We start from the raw sequence: 18,117 nt of genomic DNA, 5'->3' as shown, positions 1-18,117 counted from the left end.
ATTGAAATCAATTTATAATTTATGTTATCTAACTTTCTCTTGGCAAATCAAGTCAAAATTTTCAACTTTCCAAAATGGATAATGTAAACTTATCAACTAATAGATTGTCCGGTCAAGAAATCTACCAAAGAATTAGTAACAATATTCAAAAAGTAATGAAAGGGCAATCAATAGCAATTAGAAAGCTATTATCAGCTTTTGCTAGTGGCGGTCATGTGTTACTAGAAGATTATCCGGGAACAGGTAAAACTACTTTAGCCAAAGCCTTAGCATTTTCTATTGATGTAAGTTTTAAACGTATACAATTTACTCCAGATCTTTTACCTTCAGATATTTTAGGGATTTCGATTTTAGAACCTAGCGATCGCACCTTCCACTTCCACGAAGGGCCAATTTTTGCTCATATTGTTTTAGCTGACGAAATTAATCGCGCCTCACCGAGAACGCAATCAGCATTATTAGAAGCAATGGCAGAATTTCAAGTTACTATTGATGGAAACGTGCGAAAACTGAAAGAGCCATTTTTTGTCATTGCTACCCAAAATCCTGTGGAATCTCGCGGTACTTATCCATTACCCGAAGCGCAAATGGATAGATTTGCACTGCAATTTAGTTTAGGTTATATTTCGCCGGAAGATGAAGTTAACTTGCTTTCCGATCAAATTCAACAACATCCGATCGATACTCTGCAACCTTGTGTTGATTTACAAGATTTAATCAGCTTAAAACAGCAAATTAAACAAGTTAGAATTAGCGAAGAATTGAAAAGATATTTAGTAGATATTGTTAACGCTACGCGATCGACCGAAGGTGTACAATTAGGAGCAAGTCCGAGAGCTTCTCTAGCCTTAATGAAAATAGCGCAAGCCTTAGCATTATTCGACGGCTATGAATTTGTCACACCAGAACATATTCAAGAATTAGCAGTAGCAGTAATAGCACATAGATTAGTTATGGAACCGCAAGCGCGTTTTTCTGGAAGAACCGCCACCGGAGTTGTTGAAGAAATCCTCAAATCTCTACCCGTTCCCACCTAAAAAATGAACCGTTTTATCTATCGATTTTTCCGTTTCAGTTATGCGCTTGAACAATCCCGCCGACGACGATTAACAACTGGAGGATTGATAATATTATTATGCTTAATTATCTCTGCCACTCTTGGCTTAGATAGCACGCAAAACCTAACCTATCAAATATTTACTTTTCTCTTATCAATCCTGATTATATCAATAGTTTCAAGTCGGTTTTTTGCTTTCCGTTTTAGTGCAGTGCGGATATTACCTCGCTTTGCAACTGTTGGCGTAAAACTAAAATATCGCCTTGTGATTCACAATAAAACTAATAAAATTCAACATAACCTAAAACTATTAGAAAGTTTCGCCGATCCTCGTCCGACTTTTAAAGAATTTAGCGAAACCCCAGAACCAAATGAAGAAAAGCGCAATTCTTTTGATAGATACTTAGGATATTATCGCTGGCTTTGGTTAATAGCCAGAAAACGAGTAGCCACAGCGAAAGCAATAGATTTACCAGCGCTTCCACCCAACAGTAAAACCGAAGTTGTTTATGAAATAACACCTGATTACCGAGGTGTAATTCGCTTCGCTGACTTAACAGTTATTCGACCCGATCCTTTTGGTTTATTTAATGCTTGTGTCACCAATTATTTACCGCAATCTTTGTTAGTTTTACCCAAATTATACAACCTTCCCCCGATTAAACTTCCCGGTTTAAGAAGATATCAATCTGGCGGTGTAGCCTTAGCTTCATCAGTGGGAGATGCAGAGGAATTTCGGTCTTTACGAGAGTATCGTCCGGGAGATCCAATGCGAAAAATTCACTGGAAAAGTTGGGCAAAAGTTGGTAAACCAATTGTGAAAGAAGAACAGGACGAATTCTTTGTCCGACACGCTTTAATTTTAGATACTTTTCTCAATGTTAAGTATAGCGAAATTTTAGAAGAAGCTATTGCGATCGCAGCTTCCCTAGCCTGTGAAGTACAAACCCAAGAATCATTATTAGATTTAATGTTTGTTGGTCATGAAGCTTATTGTTTTACCTTTGGTAGAAGCTTGAGTCATACTGATAAAATGCTAGAAATTCTCGCATCTGTGGTAGCTTGTCAAGATAAAACTTTTGATTCGATTATCCCTGTAGTTATGGAGAGAATTTCTTTACTAAGTGGCTGTATTTGTATCTTCCTAACTTGGGATGAATCACGCCAAAAATTAGTTAATTATCTCAAAGGAATGGGTATTCATACCTTAGTATTAATTATTCAAGAAAAATCAACTCATTTAGAAAACTTAGATGTAAAATCTCTGACCGATCAACTAGCAACTTTTCATTTACTAAAGTTAGGTAAAATTCAAGAGGAATTAATGAAAATATGAAAACTCCACCACTGCTGATAGGTGCAGCTTTAATATTTTGGGGATGGCAAACAGGACTATGGATTTTTGCCATTCCAATGGCTGTAATTATTGAAGGTTCTCGACTGATTTCTTGGCGCTGGGATTTTTCTCCTGCTGATGTCCGTCGCGTAGCTAATTTATGTCTAATTATTCTGATTGTTCTATTTGTTTATCTGCTGATTCAAAACCCTACATTTTACTTTGTTTATACGCTTTTACAGTGGCTTCCGGTTGTCTTGTTCCCACTTTTAACAATGCAAACTTACTCAGTGGATGAACATATTCATGCAACCTCACTTTTTCTGTTATTCAACAGTAAAAAAACTGAAAAAAATAAGCTATTTACTATTAATATTAGTTATCCCTATCTCGCTGCTTGTATTTTATCAGCTAGTAACGCCAATAGTGGGAATATATCTTTTTATATCGGGATGTTTGTACTAATAGCGATCGCCCTTTGGTCAGTACGTTCCAAAAGATTTTCTCCCTTAGTTTGGCTTTGTTTGTTGCTAACTGCTGGAACCATAGGATTTATCGGACAAATTGGCTTACATCAACTTCATTTAAGTTTAGAAGATCGTGTAGTTATATGGTTCAGTGATGGTATTGAACAAGCGACAAATTCATCTAATAAGCAAACAAATATTGGAGATATTGGGGTATTAAAGCGATCGAACGAAATCGTCTTAAGAGTCAACCCGGAAACTCAACAAACTCGCCCTCAAGTATTAAGAGAAGCAACTTATAACAAGTACAAATCTTCTATTTGGGTAGCAGCAAAACCTAACTTTACTCTTGTAAAATCAGAGAAAAACGGCACAACTTGGAATTTAGAAAATCAACCTTCTAAAAGTTATAAAATAACCATTTCAACTAACCTTAAAGGTGGTCAAGGTTTATTAACCCTACCAGATGGAACATTTAAAATTGATGAATTAGCCGTTAATCGAATGGAGAAAAACAAGTTTGGTGCGGTCAAAGTAGCCGGAAAAATTAATGATATTAATTACCAAGCTTATTTTAACAATCAACTTTCTTTGGACAATCCACCAACAGCCGAAGATCTAGAAATACCAAATCAAGAAAAACCAGCACTTAATCAAATTATTAACCAACTGAATATTACGGGAAAATCTTCCCAAGAAATAGTCAACAGCGTAGATAGATTTTTCCTGAAAAACTTTACTTATTCTCTGCAATTAACGGGTAAAAATAACTATACAACACCTATATCAACATTCTTATTAAAAAATCGTGCTGGACATTGTGAATATTTTGCAACTGCAACTACACTTTTGTTACGTGCAGCAGGTATACCAGCGCGTTATGCTGTGGGATATTCAGTTCATGAGTTTAGTAATTTAGAAAATCAATATATTGTGCGAAGTCGCCACGCTCATGCTTGGACAATGGTATATTTAAATGGCAAATGGCAAGTATTAGATACCACGCCTGCTGATTGGACAAATATTGAAGATGCAACAGCTTCTAAGTTATCATTAATAACTGATTTATGGTCGTTATTGAGTTTTAAACTTTCCCAACTTTTGAGAAGTAGCAACGAATTAAATTATGTTTGGTGGTTAATCTTTCCTTTGGTATTTATTTTGATTTGGAGAGTTGGAGAAAAAAAAGGTGTGCGACGTTTGTCGAGAAAACAAATATCGCTAAAACCTGTTGTTAAACCGCAATTAGTTAAACATAATTCGGAATTTTATTTAATTGAAACAGCCTTAAATGAGTTAGGATTAAACCGTTATCCTTCTGAATCTTTAAAGAACTGGATTAAAAGGTTAAAAGAAGATTCACTGGGAGGGGATTTAGTTGATGATATGATACCAATTATTGAGCTTTATTATCGCGATCGCTTCGACCCCGCAGGAATTAAAGACAGCGAAAAAAACACCTTAAATTCTGCGATTAAAGCTTGGTTAGATAAACATTATCGAGTCTCAGGATAAGTTTCGGAATTATAAAGATCGATCGCTCTCACCCCTAACCAAAACCGCTAATTCAGCTTTATTGCTCCTCCCAGTATTTTTTAGATAAAAGTACATCAGCATCGCTACTAAATTGCCATTGCTCAGGAAAGTCAGTTTTCTTGTATTCCTGCTGAACTTCTGATAATGCTGCTTCCCAAACTCCAGCAAAAACTTCTATATAGTAGTTTCTTAAACTAGGAGATTGTTCAAACAAAAGCCTTAATTCTTTGCGTTGTTCTCGAATTGTTCGCTCCCAACCGTTATAATCTAATGGACTATCAACATATATCCGTTTCAAAATATGTGCCAGTAAAGTTTGTAAACGGCTTTTAAGTTCCCGCTTCTGCGATTTTCCCAAAGCTTCGATTTCCTCCAGCAGATTATCAACATCAAGATTATCAAAATCTCGTGCTTTTAATTTTGCTGCCACATCCTCGATCCATAAAGCAAAGTCTTGTTCATAGAGAGATACTTTAGTTTCAGTTTGCATCATTTATTAACCTCTCTAGTGTTTGGTGTTTGCTCCTATCTTCTCTATCATACAGATCGATCGCTCTCACCCTGAACCAAAACACCCAATTCACTTTTCTTATTATTACTACTATAAACTATTGCCTTAGATTTGGCGATCGTAATCTTTAAAGGAGCAACTGAAGTTTAAGTTTTTCACATAAAAATGAAACCAGGATGAAATTTTTCTCTGGCGTTCTATCTAAAATTTCATTGTCTGTATAGCATTGTTATTATAGCTTTCGAGCAATTTTACTTGATGGAAGCAAGGGAGAGGCGATCGCAAAATGACACACTTAGAGATAGGTTGATTGTAGCGATCGTATTCTAGCTTTACTCAACCCCAGTACATTAATCTCTGAGTATTTATCTTTTCAGAGGCAGTTAAGTATTTTTGCTCGACATTTTTTAGATATTTTTGGCTTTCCTGATTATATAATTTGAAATCTGAAATCATATAAAATATATCCACCCAGAGATAGTTGTCAACTATGAAAAAAACTACAGTCTTGTTTGCTGGCTTGGCTTTATTCCTGTCAGCCTGCACACAAACTAACTCAAACACACAAACAAGTTCAACCTCTCAACGCATTCCTATAGGAGTTGCTTTAGCCCAAACAAGTAACGTTGCCCTTTTAGGACAAGAAGGCATTCAAGGAGCCAAAATTGCCGAGAAATATTTTAACGACAAAGGCGGCGTTGATGGTACTCCAATTAAATTAATAATACAAGATACTGGCGGCGATGAAACCGGAGCAATAAATGCTTTTCAGGTTTTAATTAATCAAAACAAAGTTGTCGGAATTGTTGGCCCAACTTTATCCCAACAAGCTTTTAGTTCTGACCCTATTGCTGAACGAGCAAAAGTTCCAGTAATTGCTGCTTCCAATACTGCTAAAGGTATCCCAGAAATTGGTGATTATGTTGCTCGTGTTTCCGCGCCAGTTTCTGTTGTCGCTCCCAATTCCATTGAAGCAGCTTTGAAGCTAAACTCTAATATCAAAAAAGTGGCGGTTTTCTACGCTCAAAATGATGCGTTTAACAAATCGGAAACAGAAATTTTTCAAAAAACTTTAAAGGATAAAGGTTTAGACATTGTTACTGTACAAAAGTTCCTCACAACTGATACAGACTTTCAAGCCCAAGCAACTAACGCCATTAACTTAAAACCAGATTTAATTGTTATTTCCGGTTTAGCTGCTGACGGCGGAAATTTAGTGCGACAGTTGCGAGAATTGGGTTACAAAGGCATTATTATTGGCGGAAATGGTTTCAATACTTCTAATATTTTTTCTGTATGTAAAGCAAGTTGCAACGGTGTGTTAGTCGCCCAAGCTTACAGTCCTTTACATTCCAACGCAATTAATCAAGCTTTTCGTGCGGCTTATCTGCAACAGTATAAGAAAGAACCACCCCAATTTAGTGCCCAAGCTTTTGCGGCTGTACAAGTATTTGTAGAAGCCCTCAGAGCGGTAGACAAAAAAAGCGATATTGCGAAAATGCCCTTGGAAAAATTGCGTTCTGAGTTAAACAAAGAATTGCTAACTCGCAAGTACGATACTCCTTTGGGTGAAATTGCCTTTACACCTGTAGGTGATGTAATTCAGAAAAATTTCTACGTAGCACAATTGCAAGTTGATGCTAATGGTAACAATGGTAAATTCGCATCTGTGAAGAAATAATTATTCGTGATTGGTCTTGACAAATGACCAATCACAAATGATCGATGATTAATTAACAATATGAACTTAACTCTTTTCATTCAACAATTTCTGAACGGTTTATCCATTGGTAGCGTATATGCAATTTTTGCCTTGGGATATACTTTAATTTTTTCTATCTTAGGTATCATTAATTTTGCTCATGGGGCAATTTTTACTCTTGGTGCATATTTAACTTATGCTTTGATGGGAGAAGCTTTTGGGTTTAATGGGTTGTTAGCTAATGCTGTATTACCAATTAAATTACCATTTCCGATCGCATTAATTTTAGGTAGCATCATAGCAGGTTTAGTAGGAGTTGCCGTTGAAAGAATTGCCTTTCGTCCCTTGCGACGTAGAGGCGCAGACCCACTTTTAACTGTAGTTTCTAGCTTAGGTGTAGCTTTAGTAATCGTCAATTTAATTCAATATTTGGTAGGTGCAGAAAACTACACTTTTCCAGGGAATACTTTTGGTAATTTACCTACTTCTATTAATTTTGGTACTGAGGAAAACCCGATTCCTATTCGCACGGTACAAATAGTAATTTTTCTGGTTTCAGTATTCGTTTTAGCTATCTTGACTTACTTTATTAATTACACCAAATATGGTAAAGCAATGCGAGCTGTGGCAGAAGATCCTACTACTTCTAGTTTGTTGGGAATTAATACCGATCGCTTTATAGTTCTAACATTTTTTATTAGCAGTTTCCTAGCTGGAGTCGCCGGAAGTTTAGTCGGTTCTAGCGTCAGTATTGCTGGCCCATATTTTGGCATTGCTTTCGGTTTAAAAGGTCTAGCAGTGATTGTTTTAGGTGGTTTAGGTAGTATTCCCGGTGCAGTTTTAGGAGGTCTATTAATTGGGGTAGTAGAAGCATTTGTTCCTGGGCAATATTCCGCTTATAAAGATGCGGTAGCTTTTGGCATATTATTTATTATGCTACTAGTTAGACCCCAAGGTTTATTAGGGCGACGTTTAATTCAAAAGGTTTAATTAATAATGGCTGAATTTCTTAATACTTATGGCCCTTTAATTGTTTCGATGGTACTAGGCGCATTACTAGGACTTTCACTTTATTTACCTTTAATGACTGGGCAATTGTCTTTAGCTAGTCCGGGTTTTTATGCGTTAGGTGGATATGTCGCCGCTATTTTATCTACCCAAGTTTTCCCCAAGAACGAAGGTTTCTTTCCTCTACCTTTCTTGTTGTTGGAAATGCTAATTGCTGCCATAGTTTCTGGCATATTAGGAATTTTAGTAGGAATTCCGGCATTGCGCCTTAAGGGAATATATTTGGCATTAGCAACGATCGCTTTTGTAGAAATATTGCGGGTTTTATCGCTAAATTTAGAAATTACAGGTGGCGCAGTCGGAATTTTTGGTATCCCCCAACCTTTTGCTTCTCCCATTGAATATTTATGGGTTGCACTGCCTTTACTTTTAATTAGTATGTTTTTATTATATCGGTTAGAAATTATCCGCGTTGGTCGGGCATTTGTAGCAATTCGAGAAGATGAATTAGCTGCTGGTGCAATGGGAATAAATCCAACTACTTACAAAGTTTTAGCTTTTACTTTAGGCGCAATTTTGGCGGGAATTGCTGGTGCAGTAAGCGCTCATTTTTTGAATACTTGGAATGCTAGACAAGGAACTTTTGATGCTAGTATTATTTATCTAACTTCGGTGTTAATTGGTGGGAGTAGAACTTTTGTTGGCCCTGTGTTAGGAGGTATGGTATTTACTGCTTTACCAGAAATTTTAAGGGCTGTTGCAGAAACCCCAGGTTTACCCCTTTGGTTGGCGCAATTATTAAGAGATGGTCGCTTAATTGTTTTCGGTGTTTTAATCGTTTTAGGAACAATCTTTTTCCCCCAAGGTTTAGTAACTCCCGATTTATTAAAGAGATTTAAACGATCGTAAAAGTAGTCATTGGCTGATTATTTTTACAAATGACTGATCACCAATGACTAATGACAAACAACCTATTTTGCTTGTGGCAATTTATAGCCAGCTTTTTCCGCTGAAGCAACATCTTTAAAACAGATGGTAGCTTTCACTGTTTTGTAATCTGGATAGGTAGTAGTGTGGTAAATTTTGCCACGTTTTTTCGTATCTACACCTTTAATTGGTGCGTCACTAGGACAGTCACTTCCTTTTGGTGGAACACCTGCGGTAGTAGCAGTTGTTTCTGCTGGAGTTGTGGCTGAAGTTGCCTCTGGAGTCGCTGCTGGAGTATTTGTTGCCGCAGGTGTTTCAGTCCCAGGAGTTGTATCAGCAGCTGGTTGATTTCCTTGTCCGCAAGCTGTGAGTGCTAAGACTCCTAATAATACCAAAGATGCTGTAAGTTTTTTATGATTGAATAGAAATTTCATCTTTATTTCTCCTGATTGGAAATTTGATTCAACAAATAATACTACAGCATGATGATTACTCAAAGTCGTTAATTAGCAATATTTATAGAGTCGCAATTAGTCTAATACTGCATCATTCTTAAGGTATACTTACTAGTTATGAACCAACAAGATTTAGCGAAAGACAACTCAATTCTAGAAGCCAAAGGTTTAACTCGTCGCTTTGGTGGTTTAGTGGCGGTAAATAATGTTTCTTTTTCTGTGCAAAAACATGAGATATTTGGTTTAATCGGCCCGAATGGTGCAGGAAAAACAACTTTATTTAATTTGATTACCTGTCTGTTACCGCCTTCTAGCGGACAATTGATTTATCAAGGTGAAGAAATTTCCCAACTTCGTCCTTATCAAGTTGCTAATAAAGGTATTTCTCGCACTTTCCAAAATATTCGCTTGTTTGGTGAACTTTCGGCTTTGGAAAATGTGATGATTGGGCGACATATTCACAGTAGAAACAGTCATCCTGTATCTGCTTTATTTGCGGGAATGTTGGCTTTACCTGTGGCTAATCAGCAAGAGAAAGAAACGAAACAAAAGGCTTTAGATTTGTTGTCAATGATGGGTTTGAACGATCGCACCACCGAAAAAGCCAAAAACTTCGCTTATGGCGATCAACGTCGGTTAGAAATTGCCCGTGCTTTAGCCTTAGAACCACAAATATTACTGTTAGATGAACCTGCTGCGGGGATGAATCCTAATGAAAAACATCAACTTAGTGAATTTATTCGGGAAATTCGCGATCGCTTGAACTTAACTATCATTTTAATCGAACATCATGTACCCTTAGTTATGGGTTTATGCGACAGAATTGCTGTATTAGACTTTGGTCAATTAATTGCTTTAGGTGAACCCGCTGTCGTCAGGAATGACCCTGGTGTAATTGAAGCATATTTAGGAGATGAATAATATCAGCTACTTATTAACTTTCTACAGATGGTTGATCCTCCCTACCTTCCCAAGGGGGGAACCAGCAGACGCTATTAACATCACGAGGGAAACTCTCTTCAAAGTCCCCCTTGGTAAGGGGGATTTAGGGGGATCGAGGTTTAATATACAAACATTCAATTAACAGGTTTTAATTCATTATGCCCAGACTTTTAGAAATAAACAATCTGTCTGTTAACTATGGCGGCATTCAAGCTTTAAAAGATATAAATTTAGTAATTGATAGTGGCGAAGTCGTCACTTTAATTGGTGCGAATGGTGCAGGAAAAAGTACAACATTACGGGCAATTTCTCGGTTAGTTAATATTAAAGATGGGGAAATTATTTATGAAGGGCGCAACATTAACCGTCGCCAACCTCATGAAATAGTGCAACTTGGGATCGCCCATTCTCCTGAAGGACGGCGCATTTTAGCTAGACAAACTGTGTTAGGTAACTTAGAATTGGGTGCTTATATTCGTTCTAATCAAACAGAAATTAAAGCAGATATTAACCGACAATTTCAAATTTTTCCTCGGTTAGCAGAACGTCGCCAGCAACTAGCGGGAACTCTTAGCGGTGGAGAACAACAAATGTTAGCGATCGCACGCGCACTAATGAGCCGCCCCAAGCTACTATTATTAGATGAACCTAGCTTAGGACTCGCACCTGCTATTGTCCGAGAAATTTTTACAATTATCCAAAATCTCCGTTCCACAGGTGTCACTATCTTATTAGTTGAACAAAATGCTAACTTAGCTTTAGAAAATGCCGATCGCGGATATGTCTTAGAAGCTGGTTGTATTACCTTATCGGGAAAATCAGCGGACTTACTCAAAAATGAACAAGTAAAAAAAGCTTACTTAGGCTAAAATTTTTAGGGTAGGAATCAGAAGAGAGAAAATAGAACCAAATATTTCTAATTCCTCACTCCTGACACCTACTACAAAGAGAATATAATACAGCGAATTAACTGTCCTAAATCACAAACCTATTATTCCATTTGTCCGATCGCTTTACTAACCTCAGTAGGAGTTTCATATTCGCGATCGGGTAACTTTTCTAAAGTCGCACAAACATTTTCATCAGCACCATTTTTCTGCGCGTGCTTAACTAAATCTTGCTTACTCACAGGGTAATCAATTCCTTTCAAATCTTTTTGTATTTGCACAGGGTTTACTTTAGCCATTGTGACTCTCCTTAAGGTATTAAAGAAACTTTCAAACTTGCTTCTTCAGACTACCTCTGCGATCCCATAGACTCATCCTACTGGCGATACACCCCTACATACAATTCGTCTGTCCAAAGGAATACAAAAAGCCAGTTTTGTGTAGGGGCTAGAACACCAATTCAGTAATCCCAGAAACCGGGTTTCTTTGACTTGGGGTAACGAAATATTGACTGTGCGAGCGAAAGAAACCCGGTTTCTCATCGCCGACGACAATACTGAATCGATGTTCTAGGGACTAGGGACTAGGGACTAGGGACTAGGGACTAGGGACTGGGGACTGGGGACTGGGGACTGGGGACTGGGGACTGGGGACTGGGGACTGGGGACTGGGGACTGGGGACTGGGGACTGGGGACTGGGGACTGGGGACTGGGGACTGGGGACTGGGACAGTTTTGCGTTCTGAGTTAATGACTTTTCTTGCCCCTGGAGTCCCTGAAACCCCATACAAGGAAAATATTAAGTTTTGTAAAATTTCGAGGGGGGGTGAGGGGTTTCACCCCTCAGTGAGTTAAACTAATAGATGTAGATGCACCCTGATGATTGACGCCCCCAAGTTTCGGGCGTTTTTTATTGTCTAGATAAACGCCCAAAAAAGCACCTGTAAAAAAGAAACCTAATCAGAGTAAAAACTCAATTATTTTTACTTCTAACCAAGTCTTCCTAAATCTCAATAAACCATAGATTAGTGAATCTGGGGTGAGGTGTCATTCCCTTCACTGCTACAAAATCCTGTCGGGACGTGGGATGCAACGTCCCGACAGGATTTTGGATAAAGGATATTATGGTTGATTAACCGGACATGATATGAGTCCTATTTAGCTAAGAGAATTTGAGGTTCCCCCCTTGTCTAGCTTCCACAGGAAACTAGAAAGTAAATTAGTAAAGACATGAGCTACGATCGGCACCAATAAATTGCCTGTGGAGAGGGCGCAGAAGCCTAAAAGTAACCCTACCACAGTTGCCCAAATTGCGTAAGGCCACTGTTCCCAACCACTCAAATGTAAAATGCCAAAACAGAGGCTAGACACGACTAACGCAGAAGTATCTAAACCCAAAGCAGGTAACATTACACCACGAAATAACAACTCTTCACTCAAACCAGGCAATAATCCCAGCCAAATTAAATCAGGCCATAATAAGGGTTTTAAGACCACATTCAAGTATAAATCCGCACTTTTGCGATAAGCAGGCCACAGACGATAAACTAAAGAACTTGCGCCAGTAACTAAGCAGCCTACACCTAAGCCTAATACTGCGTCTAACGCTGTTAGCTTGATGGATAAAAGGGAAACAGAACCTAGTTGCAGCCATAGTTTAGCAAGTACCAGTAAGATTACAGCTGTTACTCCCATAGCTACTAAGAGTTGGGAGCGAGTCAAGGGTTCAATTTCCGGTTCGTTCGGTAATGGATCTTTCACACAGTTTTTTCTAAAGACTACGAATGGACGAGATGGCTGGGCACAGAGCAGATGGATTAATACCTGCTTTATGGGCGACTAAAACGCCCAGTGCCTCTAAGTATGAGTTTACTCGCAATACTTTCATGCCCAGCGGTTCTGGAGGGACTTGAATCTGGGTTTGGTTTTCTGCAACAGCAATGATTTGCACTCCCAGTTGGCTGAAACTTAGTATAGCACTCCCACCACAAGCCTTAGCTGGTATGACTAGAGCATCTACTTGGTTTGCCCAAATGTCTGTGGGGGACTGGGGAGGTCGGGGAGTTTTGAGTTTTGAGTTTTGAGTTTTGAATTCTCCTCCCCTCTGCTCCTCTGCTCCTCTGCTTACAAACTGCGGGGCGCGACTTAAGCCGACTAAGACGCAGGGTAGGAAGGTGTAGCCTAGTTCTTCGGCGGCGGAACGGGGGGAAAGTTGCGGAGCGGGGGGGTAGGAGTTGAGGGCGGGGGCGTGGGCGCAGGGTATTTGAAAGGTTCTGACTATTAAATGGCTGATAACTGCTTCGGCACCTGCGATCGGATCTATGCCTTTGCCTTGTCGGTAGTTTTCTTGGGCGGCGTTTTCGATGTCTTCGGGGAAACGGGCGACAACTGCGATCGCTTGTGCCCCAGCTTGACTAATCAATTTTTCCGCTGCTCTAAGTAAACTATCTGGGTTAGCGATCGTTCCCCATGATATCCCCGCTCCAGAAATTCGCAACTCCACACCCAAAGGTGCATCGGTAACTATATATTCGGTAAGATTTAATCCTAAAGTTGCCCTGGCAGCATCAGCGGCTTGTAGTTGTCTGAGTTGGAGTTCTGGTTCTATGGCGCGATCGAGAATTAGCCCAATTTTATTTTGATGTACTGGGCTTAGTCCCCAATTTCCAGCGGCGAATTGATCTAAAGCGTAGCCTTCGACGTAGAAAGCATTAGGCAAAGGCCAATATAACATGGCTCCGTTGAGGACGTTGGGATGGGTGATGAGGCGATCGCAACAGGAAGCGATCGCCCTCGCCACTGGTAAGGCATCCCCCGCATAGCCACCTATTGCCGCCCCAATTCCGGTAGGGACAAGCAAGACAACTGTATAAGGACGCTGAAACAAGGTTAATCTTTCGCTGGTTCGGTGGTTGTAGTGACGATCGCTTCGACACTCACTTTCTCTTCCTGAACATCTACATTAGTAATTGCCCAACGTAGAGGTTCCCCACGTTTTTCTAACTCTGCAACAATTTCTTGATGCAGTTTAGCAGGAGAAGCTTGGAGATCGATTTCGGCAGTGATAAAGTGCGTAGTCATTACTTTCTATTTCTTCTGTGGCTGTCCAAATTGTAAGTCATAAACTTCGTCTTCTTTCTCAGTCACAATCTTTAAATCCGATCGGGGATAAGCCACACAAAGTAAAACATAACCTTTCGCCTGAAGTTCAGGACTAACGCCCATCCCATCTTTTTGATCCACCTTTCCTGATAAAATTTGCGCCGCACAAGTCGTACAAACTCCAGCATTGCAAGAACTTGGCAAGTCTATTCCCGCAGCATAAGCAGCGCGAAGAATTTGTTTATCTTCCGGTACTTCCAGAGTATAAGTCTGGCCTTGGTGTTGAATTTCAACCTTGTAAGTTTTCGTCATTGGATAAATTTGACAATCTTTTTATTATTGACAGGGTAGGTTTTACCCCAAACAAGCATTTTACCTTGGTTTTGGTGACTAGGGACTGGGGATTGGGGATTGGGGATTGGCGATCGAGCAAAAACTTCATTCCTCTGCTACATATCACATTTTGGCAATGTGTTCTTGCAAGATTTCATGGACAAATCGATATTTATTACCAATTTTTTGCAAGAGAAAACGCTCGCTGGCATAGTTGTAAAACTGGGAATAGTTCCGGGGAATACATTTATTTTTGCTGAGGATTCGGCGTAAAATAACCTTTTTCATGCCCAAAATTCCGCCAAAAGTTAAAATCATCCCTAGTCGATATAAAGACTTTTGCCCAGAAGTTTGCAGCCAAGTTTTGTCTAATTTGTCGGGCGAAACTTCAGTTTCTTTAGCTGCATTCATTTTTGTAGCTAAATAAACCAACCAAGGTCTAGCATTTTCTGGTCTTGGTTCCTTTCCTTCCCGATAGTAAAGAGATTTTAGATTCCAACTTAACATTCGCCGGATATATGCGTTTAACAAATATTCCCGTCTTTCTTGTTCCGAATTTAGCCGCTTCCAAGCTTGAATTAGCAACTCTTCATAAGCCAAAATCATCATATTTAATAGTAGAGAATTTTTGGCTAATTCTATAAATTGTGGTTCATCTTTAAGTACTTCCCAAAGTTCTTTACTTCTACAAGCAACCAAATATTTTTGGATCTGCTGTTCATGTAAAGGATGTAAAAAAGTAGCGCCATGCAAGCGTAACTTTGTCCGGCATTTTTTGTAATCTTCTAACTTTGTACAAACTGCCATGTTTTTCGGGCGAGTTTCGGAACCTAGCCATTGATTAATTGCTCTAAGACATAAATCCTGTTGTCCTAAATCTAGTTCATCAAGTCCGTCAAGTAACGGTACAATTAGTTGATTGTTAACTAATAATTTAACTGAATTCTGGGAAATATGGTATTTAGATTTTATTTGAGCAATTAACCAATCTGGAATAGTTTGTTTACTGTTTTTCCACGATCCTAAGTTCAAAATAACTGGAACAGGCTGTTCAAAATTAGCTTGAGCAATTTCTACTAAATCTTGTGCTAATTCTAACAGAGAGGTAGTTTTTCCCGCACCTTGGCTACCCAAAATTAGTAATTTACCGCTACTTTGTCTAAAGACTTGAGCAATGGTAATTTGAGGTGATAACCTCACTGTTGGACGTTTGCCTATTTTGACATCTACATCCCAAAGTCGCTGTATTTGTTGCGGTTTTTCTTGTTTGAGGATGTGAATCTGAATGGCTTTGTGCAATGATTGTTCCAGCCGTGCTTGGACTTCGATGTTGACGGCTTCTAGCAACTTATTGCGATCGCGAACGCTTTGCTTAGAATGTTTCATTGCGGTAAACAGGGGATAACAGGGAACAAGTTAAGGTAAAACTTAGGGATATTTTGCCATGAGTTATCCAAAATGTTACTACCTTAGTCAAAATTAATTTACTCCGATAGATGCCTAACTGATAATGCAGATGATAAGTAAAACTTTTCTTCCTTACCCAAGCTGCCGATCAGGATAAATAGCTAATAGACTTCTCCAGAAACTAAAGAATACTTGTAGAGATTGATATATAACGTCTCTACAATATAGAACTGTGTATGCGATCGTACCCACCCAAGAACTAAATAAGTAAATAATTGTAATCCTTTAACCTGTGAGTGTGATAAATTCTACTTCATATCCCAAAGTTTTTAAATTTAACCATAGATGAAAACAGATCACATTTTTTATCGCATTTTCAAAGAGTTACCCCAAACTTTCTTTGAATTGTGGGGAGAATCACCAGAACTAGTAAACGATTACCGTTTTGATTCAGTAGAATTAAAACAAACTGCTTTTAGAATCGACGGCGTATTTTTACCCGAAAACCTCGAAAACCCGATATATTTTACCGAAGTCCAATTTCAAAAAGACCCGAAAATTTATCTGCGTTTATTTTCCGAAATATTTACCTATCTCAGAGACAATGACCCAGCTTTAAAGTGGCGTGCTATGATTATTTTCAGGAGTCGTAGCATTGAACCGACAGTCAGACAAAGAGAGTCTGTTCAACCGTTATTAGATTCTCCCCTGGTTAGGCGCATCTATTTGAATGAAATAGAAGTCAATGAAACCACTCCTTTAGGTGTGCAAATCATTCAATTAGTTGTCGCTACAAAGAAACAACTTTTACAGAGAGTAACTCGGTTAATTGCCCAAGTCAAACAACAATTTGCCGATGAACCTTATAGATTACAATTGTTAAACTTGTTGGAAGTTATTGTTTTAGCGAAGTTACCCCAAATGAGTCGTCAGGAGTTAGAAACTATGTTTGGCGTTGAGGATTTGCGAAACACCCGTTTTGCTCAAGAATTGATTGAAGAGGCGGAGCAACAAGCAAAACTTAAAATAGTTTCTCGATTATTAAGCAAAGGTTTATCTGTCGAAGAGATTGCTGAAGTTGTAGAATTAGACGTAGAACAAATACAGGAAATTTTAAACAATTTAAACTAAAGAATTAGGAGATCTAAACGGGATTTTTAATCCAAAAACCGACAACTATTTGCCGATGCACCTTATCGATTACAATTGTTAAATTTGTTGGAAGTTATTGTTTTAGCGAAGTTACCCCAAATGAGTCGTCAGGAGTTAGAAGCTATGTTTGGCGTTGAGGATTTGCGAAAAACCCGATTTGCTCAAGAATTAAAGCTGGAAGCAAAATTAGAGACAATTCCTCAGTTATTGAAAGAAGGACTGTCTGTGGAAAAAATTGCTAATATTCTCCAGCTTGATGTTGAGCAAGTGCGACAATTTATTAACAATTTGAACTAAACAATTAGCTAATTTGAATTAATCTGTAGGGTGCATCAGAGTTTTAAGGGAAGGGTTGAAATCATTATTTTCTTGTCTGACGCACCTTACACCTACACCTAACATCTTGGATTTTTTGCCACACTCGCCCGGAAATCAATTTTCAGGCTAATAGCTTAAGTAGGGGCGGGTTTTGTTGTAAGGTTATCTGTAAGAAGCAAAAAATTTTTGCTAAAACCGCCCCTACAAGTGGACTGGAAAAAATATTAGAATGATTATGTAAGAACTCCCGCTTGGGCAATTTCTCTGTCTCCGATCGCACGCACTTGAGAACTAAATAAAGAAATAATTGCAAAGTGCTTTGCGAAAATCAAATAATAATGAGGTAAGAAATCATGCTTATCTAGTGTCTTAGTTTTTTATTACTCTTCACTCATTACCAATTGATAATCTTTGAGATCCTCGGCAACTCTATCGCAGGAATCTTGGGCAAAAGGTGAACAAGAAACGCATGATTTAAGCCTTGTAGCTGCTGCACCCAATGTTATTTTATATTTTATAGGTAGATCATTTGTTCTTTGAACTAAATCTTCGGCTTGGTATTGGTATTCTCGCATCTTACTACCGCACTGTGCCAAGTCTCCGTTAGCTCTTAAAGGTTCCATTCGTCTGCCTGCTAATTCTAGCTGCTGGATATCATTAAAGATTTGTTCAAGTCTGCTATTAGGAATTACAGGAACGGTCGGGACAGCAGCTTGCGCTGTTGGGACATTTACTGGGTGTGAAAATAATAAAAATGGGGCTAAAAATACCGAAATTATGAACTTAAAAATTCCTGTAAATACACCCCAAACTAGCTTTAATGGTAATAAAACAATACCTATAAGCCAAGAAATAATACTGAAAATCCAAGAAAATAAACTTGATATCAAGTGCAAAATAGCAATTGGTATGGCAAATAAAAAATCCATAAGAAATCTCTCCTAATCAATCCTTACAAGCTGTTTTAGTTTTGAGAAT

Annotated in this window: 19 protein-coding genes; 10 read left to right on the top strand and 9 right to left on the bottom strand. The window is 38.6% G+C overall.

Features of this window, described 5'->3' with window-relative positions; translation table 11 throughout:
• Nucleotides 1-74 precede the first annotated feature (74 nt).
• From ACE1CA_RS21505 to ACE1CA_RS21495, 3 genes are all read left to right on the top strand, one after another.
• Nucleotides 75-1,037: an AAA family ATPase gene (locus ACE1CA_RS21505; protein WP_413277951.1), complete on the top strand. Its 963-nt coding sequence runs from the start codon at nucleotides 75-77 to the stop codon at nucleotides 1,035-1,037.
• A gap of 231 nt (nucleotides 1,038-1,268) precedes the next feature.
• Nucleotides 1,269-2,393, top strand: a complete 1,125-nt coding sequence (locus tag ACE1CA_RS21500; protein ID WP_486517474.1) for a DUF58 domain-containing protein — start codon at nucleotides 1,269-1,271, stop codon at nucleotides 2,391-2,393.
• Nucleotides 2,390-4,375 (top strand): transglutaminase domain-containing protein, encoded by a 1,986-nt coding sequence (locus ACE1CA_RS21495; RefSeq protein WP_413277953.1) that lies wholly within the window; start codon nucleotides 2,390-2,392, stop codon nucleotides 4,373-4,375. The genes ACE1CA_RS21500 and ACE1CA_RS21495 overlap by 4 nt, the downstream gene beginning before the upstream one ends.
• Nucleotides 4,376-4,433: 58 nt before the next feature.
• Here the strand turns inward: ACE1CA_RS21495 and ACE1CA_RS21490 are convergent, their stop codons facing one another.
• Nucleotides 4,434-4,889 (bottom strand): DUF29 domain-containing protein, encoded by a 456-nt coding sequence (locus ACE1CA_RS21490; protein ID WP_413277954.1) that lies wholly within the window; start codon nucleotides 4,887-4,889, stop codon nucleotides 4,434-4,436.
• Nucleotides 4,890-5,397: 508 nt separating this feature from the next.
• On the opposite strand from ACE1CA_RS21490, the gene ACE1CA_RS21485 reads away from it, so the two are divergent.
• Genes ACE1CA_RS21485 through ACE1CA_RS21475 form a run of 3 tightly spaced genes read left to right on the top strand, consistent with a single transcriptional unit; the run spans nucleotide 5,398 to nucleotide 8,526 of the window.
• A complete protein-coding gene (locus tag ACE1CA_RS21485) occupies nucleotides 5,398-6,588 on the top strand; it encodes an ABC transporter substrate-binding protein (protein WP_413277955.1) in 1,191 nt (396 codons plus the stop codon).
• Between the two features lie 60 nt (nucleotides 6,589-6,648).
• Entirely contained in the window at nucleotides 6,649-7,599 is a 951-nt protein-coding gene (locus ACE1CA_RS21480) for a branched-chain amino acid ABC transporter permease (protein ID WP_413277956.1), read from the top strand.
• A 6-nt stretch (nucleotides 7,600-7,605) separates the two neighbouring features.
• Nucleotides 7,606-8,526: a branched-chain amino acid ABC transporter permease gene (locus ACE1CA_RS21475; protein ID WP_413277957.1), complete on the top strand. Its 921-nt coding sequence runs from the start codon at nucleotides 7,606-7,608 to the stop codon at nucleotides 8,524-8,526.
• 62 nt (nucleotides 8,527-8,588) lie between these two features.
• Here the strand turns inward: ACE1CA_RS21475 and ACE1CA_RS21470 are convergent, their stop codons facing one another.
• Nucleotides 8,589-8,978, bottom strand: coding sequence for a sunset domain-containing protein (locus ACE1CA_RS21470; RefSeq protein ID WP_413277958.1), 390 nt, complete (start codon nucleotides 8,976-8,978; stop codon nucleotides 8,589-8,591).
• A 138-nt stretch (nucleotides 8,979-9,116) separates the two neighbouring features.
• Here ACE1CA_RS21470 and ACE1CA_RS21465 point away from each other — a divergent pair, with 138 nt between their 5' ends.
• Together ACE1CA_RS21465 and ACE1CA_RS21460 are read left to right on the top strand one after the other, a co-directional pair.
• Nucleotides 9,117-9,920, top strand: a complete 804-nt coding sequence (locus ACE1CA_RS21465; protein ID WP_413277959.1) for an ABC transporter ATP-binding protein — start codon at nucleotides 9,117-9,119, stop codon at nucleotides 9,918-9,920.
• Nucleotides 9,921-10,099: 179 nt separating this feature from the next.
• Nucleotides 10,100-10,810 carry an ABC transporter ATP-binding protein gene (locus ACE1CA_RS21460; RefSeq protein WP_413277960.1) on the top strand — a complete coding sequence of 237 codons (711 nt, stop codon included), beginning with the start codon at nucleotides 10,100-10,102 and terminating at the stop codon, nucleotides 10,808-10,810.
• Nucleotides 10,811-10,932: 122 nt separating this feature from the next.
• Here ACE1CA_RS21460 and ACE1CA_RS21455 read toward each other — a convergent pair whose 3' ends face one another.
• From ACE1CA_RS21455 to ACE1CA_RS21430, 6 genes are all read right to left on the bottom strand, one after another.
• Nucleotides 10,933-11,127, bottom strand: coding sequence for a DUF2795 domain-containing protein (locus ACE1CA_RS21455; RefSeq protein ID WP_413277961.1), 195 nt, complete (start codon nucleotides 11,125-11,127; stop codon nucleotides 10,933-10,935).
• 858 nt (nucleotides 11,128-11,985) lie between these two features.
• Complete coding sequence (locus tag ACE1CA_RS21450; protein ID WP_413278211.1) at nucleotides 11,986-12,588, bottom strand: CPBP family intramembrane glutamic endopeptidase; 603 nt, start codon at nucleotides 12,586-12,588, stop codon at nucleotides 11,986-11,988.
• A 10-nt stretch (nucleotides 12,589-12,598) separates the two neighbouring features.
• The gene (locus ACE1CA_RS21445; RefSeq protein WP_413278210.1) at nucleotides 12,599-13,714 is read right to left on the bottom strand and encodes a DUF3326 domain-containing protein; all 1,116 of its coding nucleotides are present in this window, start codon (nucleotides 13,712-13,714) and stop codon (nucleotides 12,599-12,601) included.
• A 2-nt stretch (nucleotides 13,715-13,716) separates the two neighbouring features.
• Nucleotides 13,717-13,908 carry a hypothetical protein gene (locus ACE1CA_RS21440; RefSeq protein WP_413278209.1) on the bottom strand — a complete coding sequence of 64 codons (192 nt, stop codon included), beginning with the start codon at nucleotides 13,906-13,908 and terminating at the stop codon, nucleotides 13,717-13,719.
• A 6-nt stretch (nucleotides 13,909-13,914) separates the two neighbouring features.
• Complete coding sequence (locus ACE1CA_RS21435) at nucleotides 13,915-14,241, bottom strand: 2Fe-2S iron-sulfur cluster-binding protein (RefSeq protein ID WP_413278208.1); 327 nt, start codon at nucleotides 14,239-14,241, stop codon at nucleotides 13,915-13,917.
• Between the two features lie 144 nt (nucleotides 14,242-14,385).
• Nucleotides 14,386-15,648 (bottom strand): NACHT domain-containing protein, encoded by a 1,263-nt coding sequence (locus ACE1CA_RS21430; protein ID WP_413278207.1) that lies wholly within the window; start codon nucleotides 15,646-15,648, stop codon nucleotides 14,386-14,388.
• A gap of 366 nt (nucleotides 15,649-16,014) precedes the next feature.
• Here ACE1CA_RS21430 and ACE1CA_RS21425 point away from each other — a divergent pair, with 366 nt between their 5' ends.
• Both ACE1CA_RS21425 and ACE1CA_RS21420 read left to right on the top strand, forming a co-directional pair.
• Nucleotides 16,015-16,800, top strand: a complete 786-nt coding sequence (locus ACE1CA_RS21425; protein WP_413278206.1) for an Rpn family recombination-promoting nuclease/putative transposase — start codon at nucleotides 16,015-16,017, stop codon at nucleotides 16,798-16,800.
• 84 nt (nucleotides 16,801-16,884) lie between these two features.
• Nucleotides 16,885-17,118, top strand: a complete 234-nt coding sequence (locus tag ACE1CA_RS21420; protein WP_486517473.1) for a hypothetical protein — start codon at nucleotides 16,885-16,887, stop codon at nucleotides 17,116-17,118.
• A 401-nt stretch (nucleotides 17,119-17,519) separates the two neighbouring features.
• On the opposite strand, the gene ACE1CA_RS21415 is transcribed toward ACE1CA_RS21420, so the two are convergent.
• The gene (locus ACE1CA_RS21415; protein WP_486517472.1) at nucleotides 17,520-18,068 is read right to left on the bottom strand and encodes a hypothetical protein; all 549 of its coding nucleotides are present in this window, start codon (nucleotides 18,066-18,068) and stop codon (nucleotides 17,520-17,522) included.
• Nucleotides 18,069-18,117 lie beyond the last annotated feature (49 nt).

The organism is Floridaenema evergladense BLCC-F167 (genome assembly GCF_041929205.2).
Taxonomy (GTDB): Bacteria; Cyanobacteriota; Cyanobacteriia; order Cyanobacteriales; family Aerosakkonemataceae; genus Floridanema; species Floridanema evergladense.
This window is presented reverse-complemented; position numbering and strand designations above follow the sequence as displayed.

Bases quoted from the DNA above. Each gene is read 5' to 3' on its own strand.
- ACE1CA_RS21505 (WP_413277951.1), top strand. From the start codon at position 75: ATGGATAATGTAAACTTATCAACTAATAGATTGTCCGGTCAAGAAATC.
- ACE1CA_RS21495 (WP_413277953.1), top strand. From the start codon at position 2,390: ATGAAAACTCCACCACTGCTGATAGGTGCAGCTTTAATATTTTGGGGA.
- ACE1CA_RS21490 (WP_413277954.1), bottom strand. From the start codon at position 4,889: ATGATGCAAACTGAAACTAAAGTATCTCTCTATGAACAAGACTTTGCT.
- ACE1CA_RS21485 (WP_413277955.1), top strand. From the start codon at position 5,398: ATGAAAAAAACTACAGTCTTGTTTGCTGGCTTGGCTTTATTCCTGTCA.
- ACE1CA_RS21480 (WP_413277956.1), top strand. From the start codon at position 6,649: ATGAACTTAACTCTTTTCATTCAACAATTTCTGAACGGTTTATCCATT.
- ACE1CA_RS21475 (WP_413277957.1), top strand. From the start codon at position 7,606: ATGGCTGAATTTCTTAATACTTATGGCCCTTTAATTGTTTCGATGGTA.
- ACE1CA_RS21470 (WP_413277958.1), bottom strand. From the start codon at position 8,978: ATGAAATTTCTATTCAATCATAAAAAACTTACAGCATCTTTGGTATTA.
- ACE1CA_RS21465 (WP_413277959.1), top strand. From the start codon at position 9,117: ATGAACCAACAAGATTTAGCGAAAGACAACTCAATTCTAGAAGCCAAA.
- ACE1CA_RS21460 (WP_413277960.1), top strand. From the start codon at position 10,100: ATGCCCAGACTTTTAGAAATAAACAATCTGTCTGTTAACTATGGCGGC.
- ACE1CA_RS21455 (WP_413277961.1), bottom strand. From the start codon at position 11,127: ATGGCTAAAGTAAACCCTGTGCAAATACAAAAAGATTTGAAAGGAATT.
- ACE1CA_RS21440 (WP_413278209.1), bottom strand. From the start codon at position 13,908: ATGACTACGCACTTTATCACTGCCGAAATCGATCTCCAAGCTTCTCCT.
- ACE1CA_RS21435 (WP_413278208.1), bottom strand. From the start codon at position 14,241: ATGACGAAAACTTACAAGGTTGAAATTCAACACCAAGGCCAGACTTAT.
- ACE1CA_RS21430 (WP_413278207.1), bottom strand. From the start codon at position 15,648: ATGAAACATTCTAAGCAAAGCGTTCGCGATCGCAATAAGTTGCTAGAA.
- ACE1CA_RS21425 (WP_413278206.1), top strand. From the start codon at position 16,015: ATGAAAACAGATCACATTTTTTATCGCATTTTCAAAGAGTTACCCCAA.
- ACE1CA_RS21415 (WP_486517472.1), bottom strand. From the start codon at position 18,068: ATGGATTTTTTATTTGCCATACCAATTGCTATTTTGCACTTGATATCA.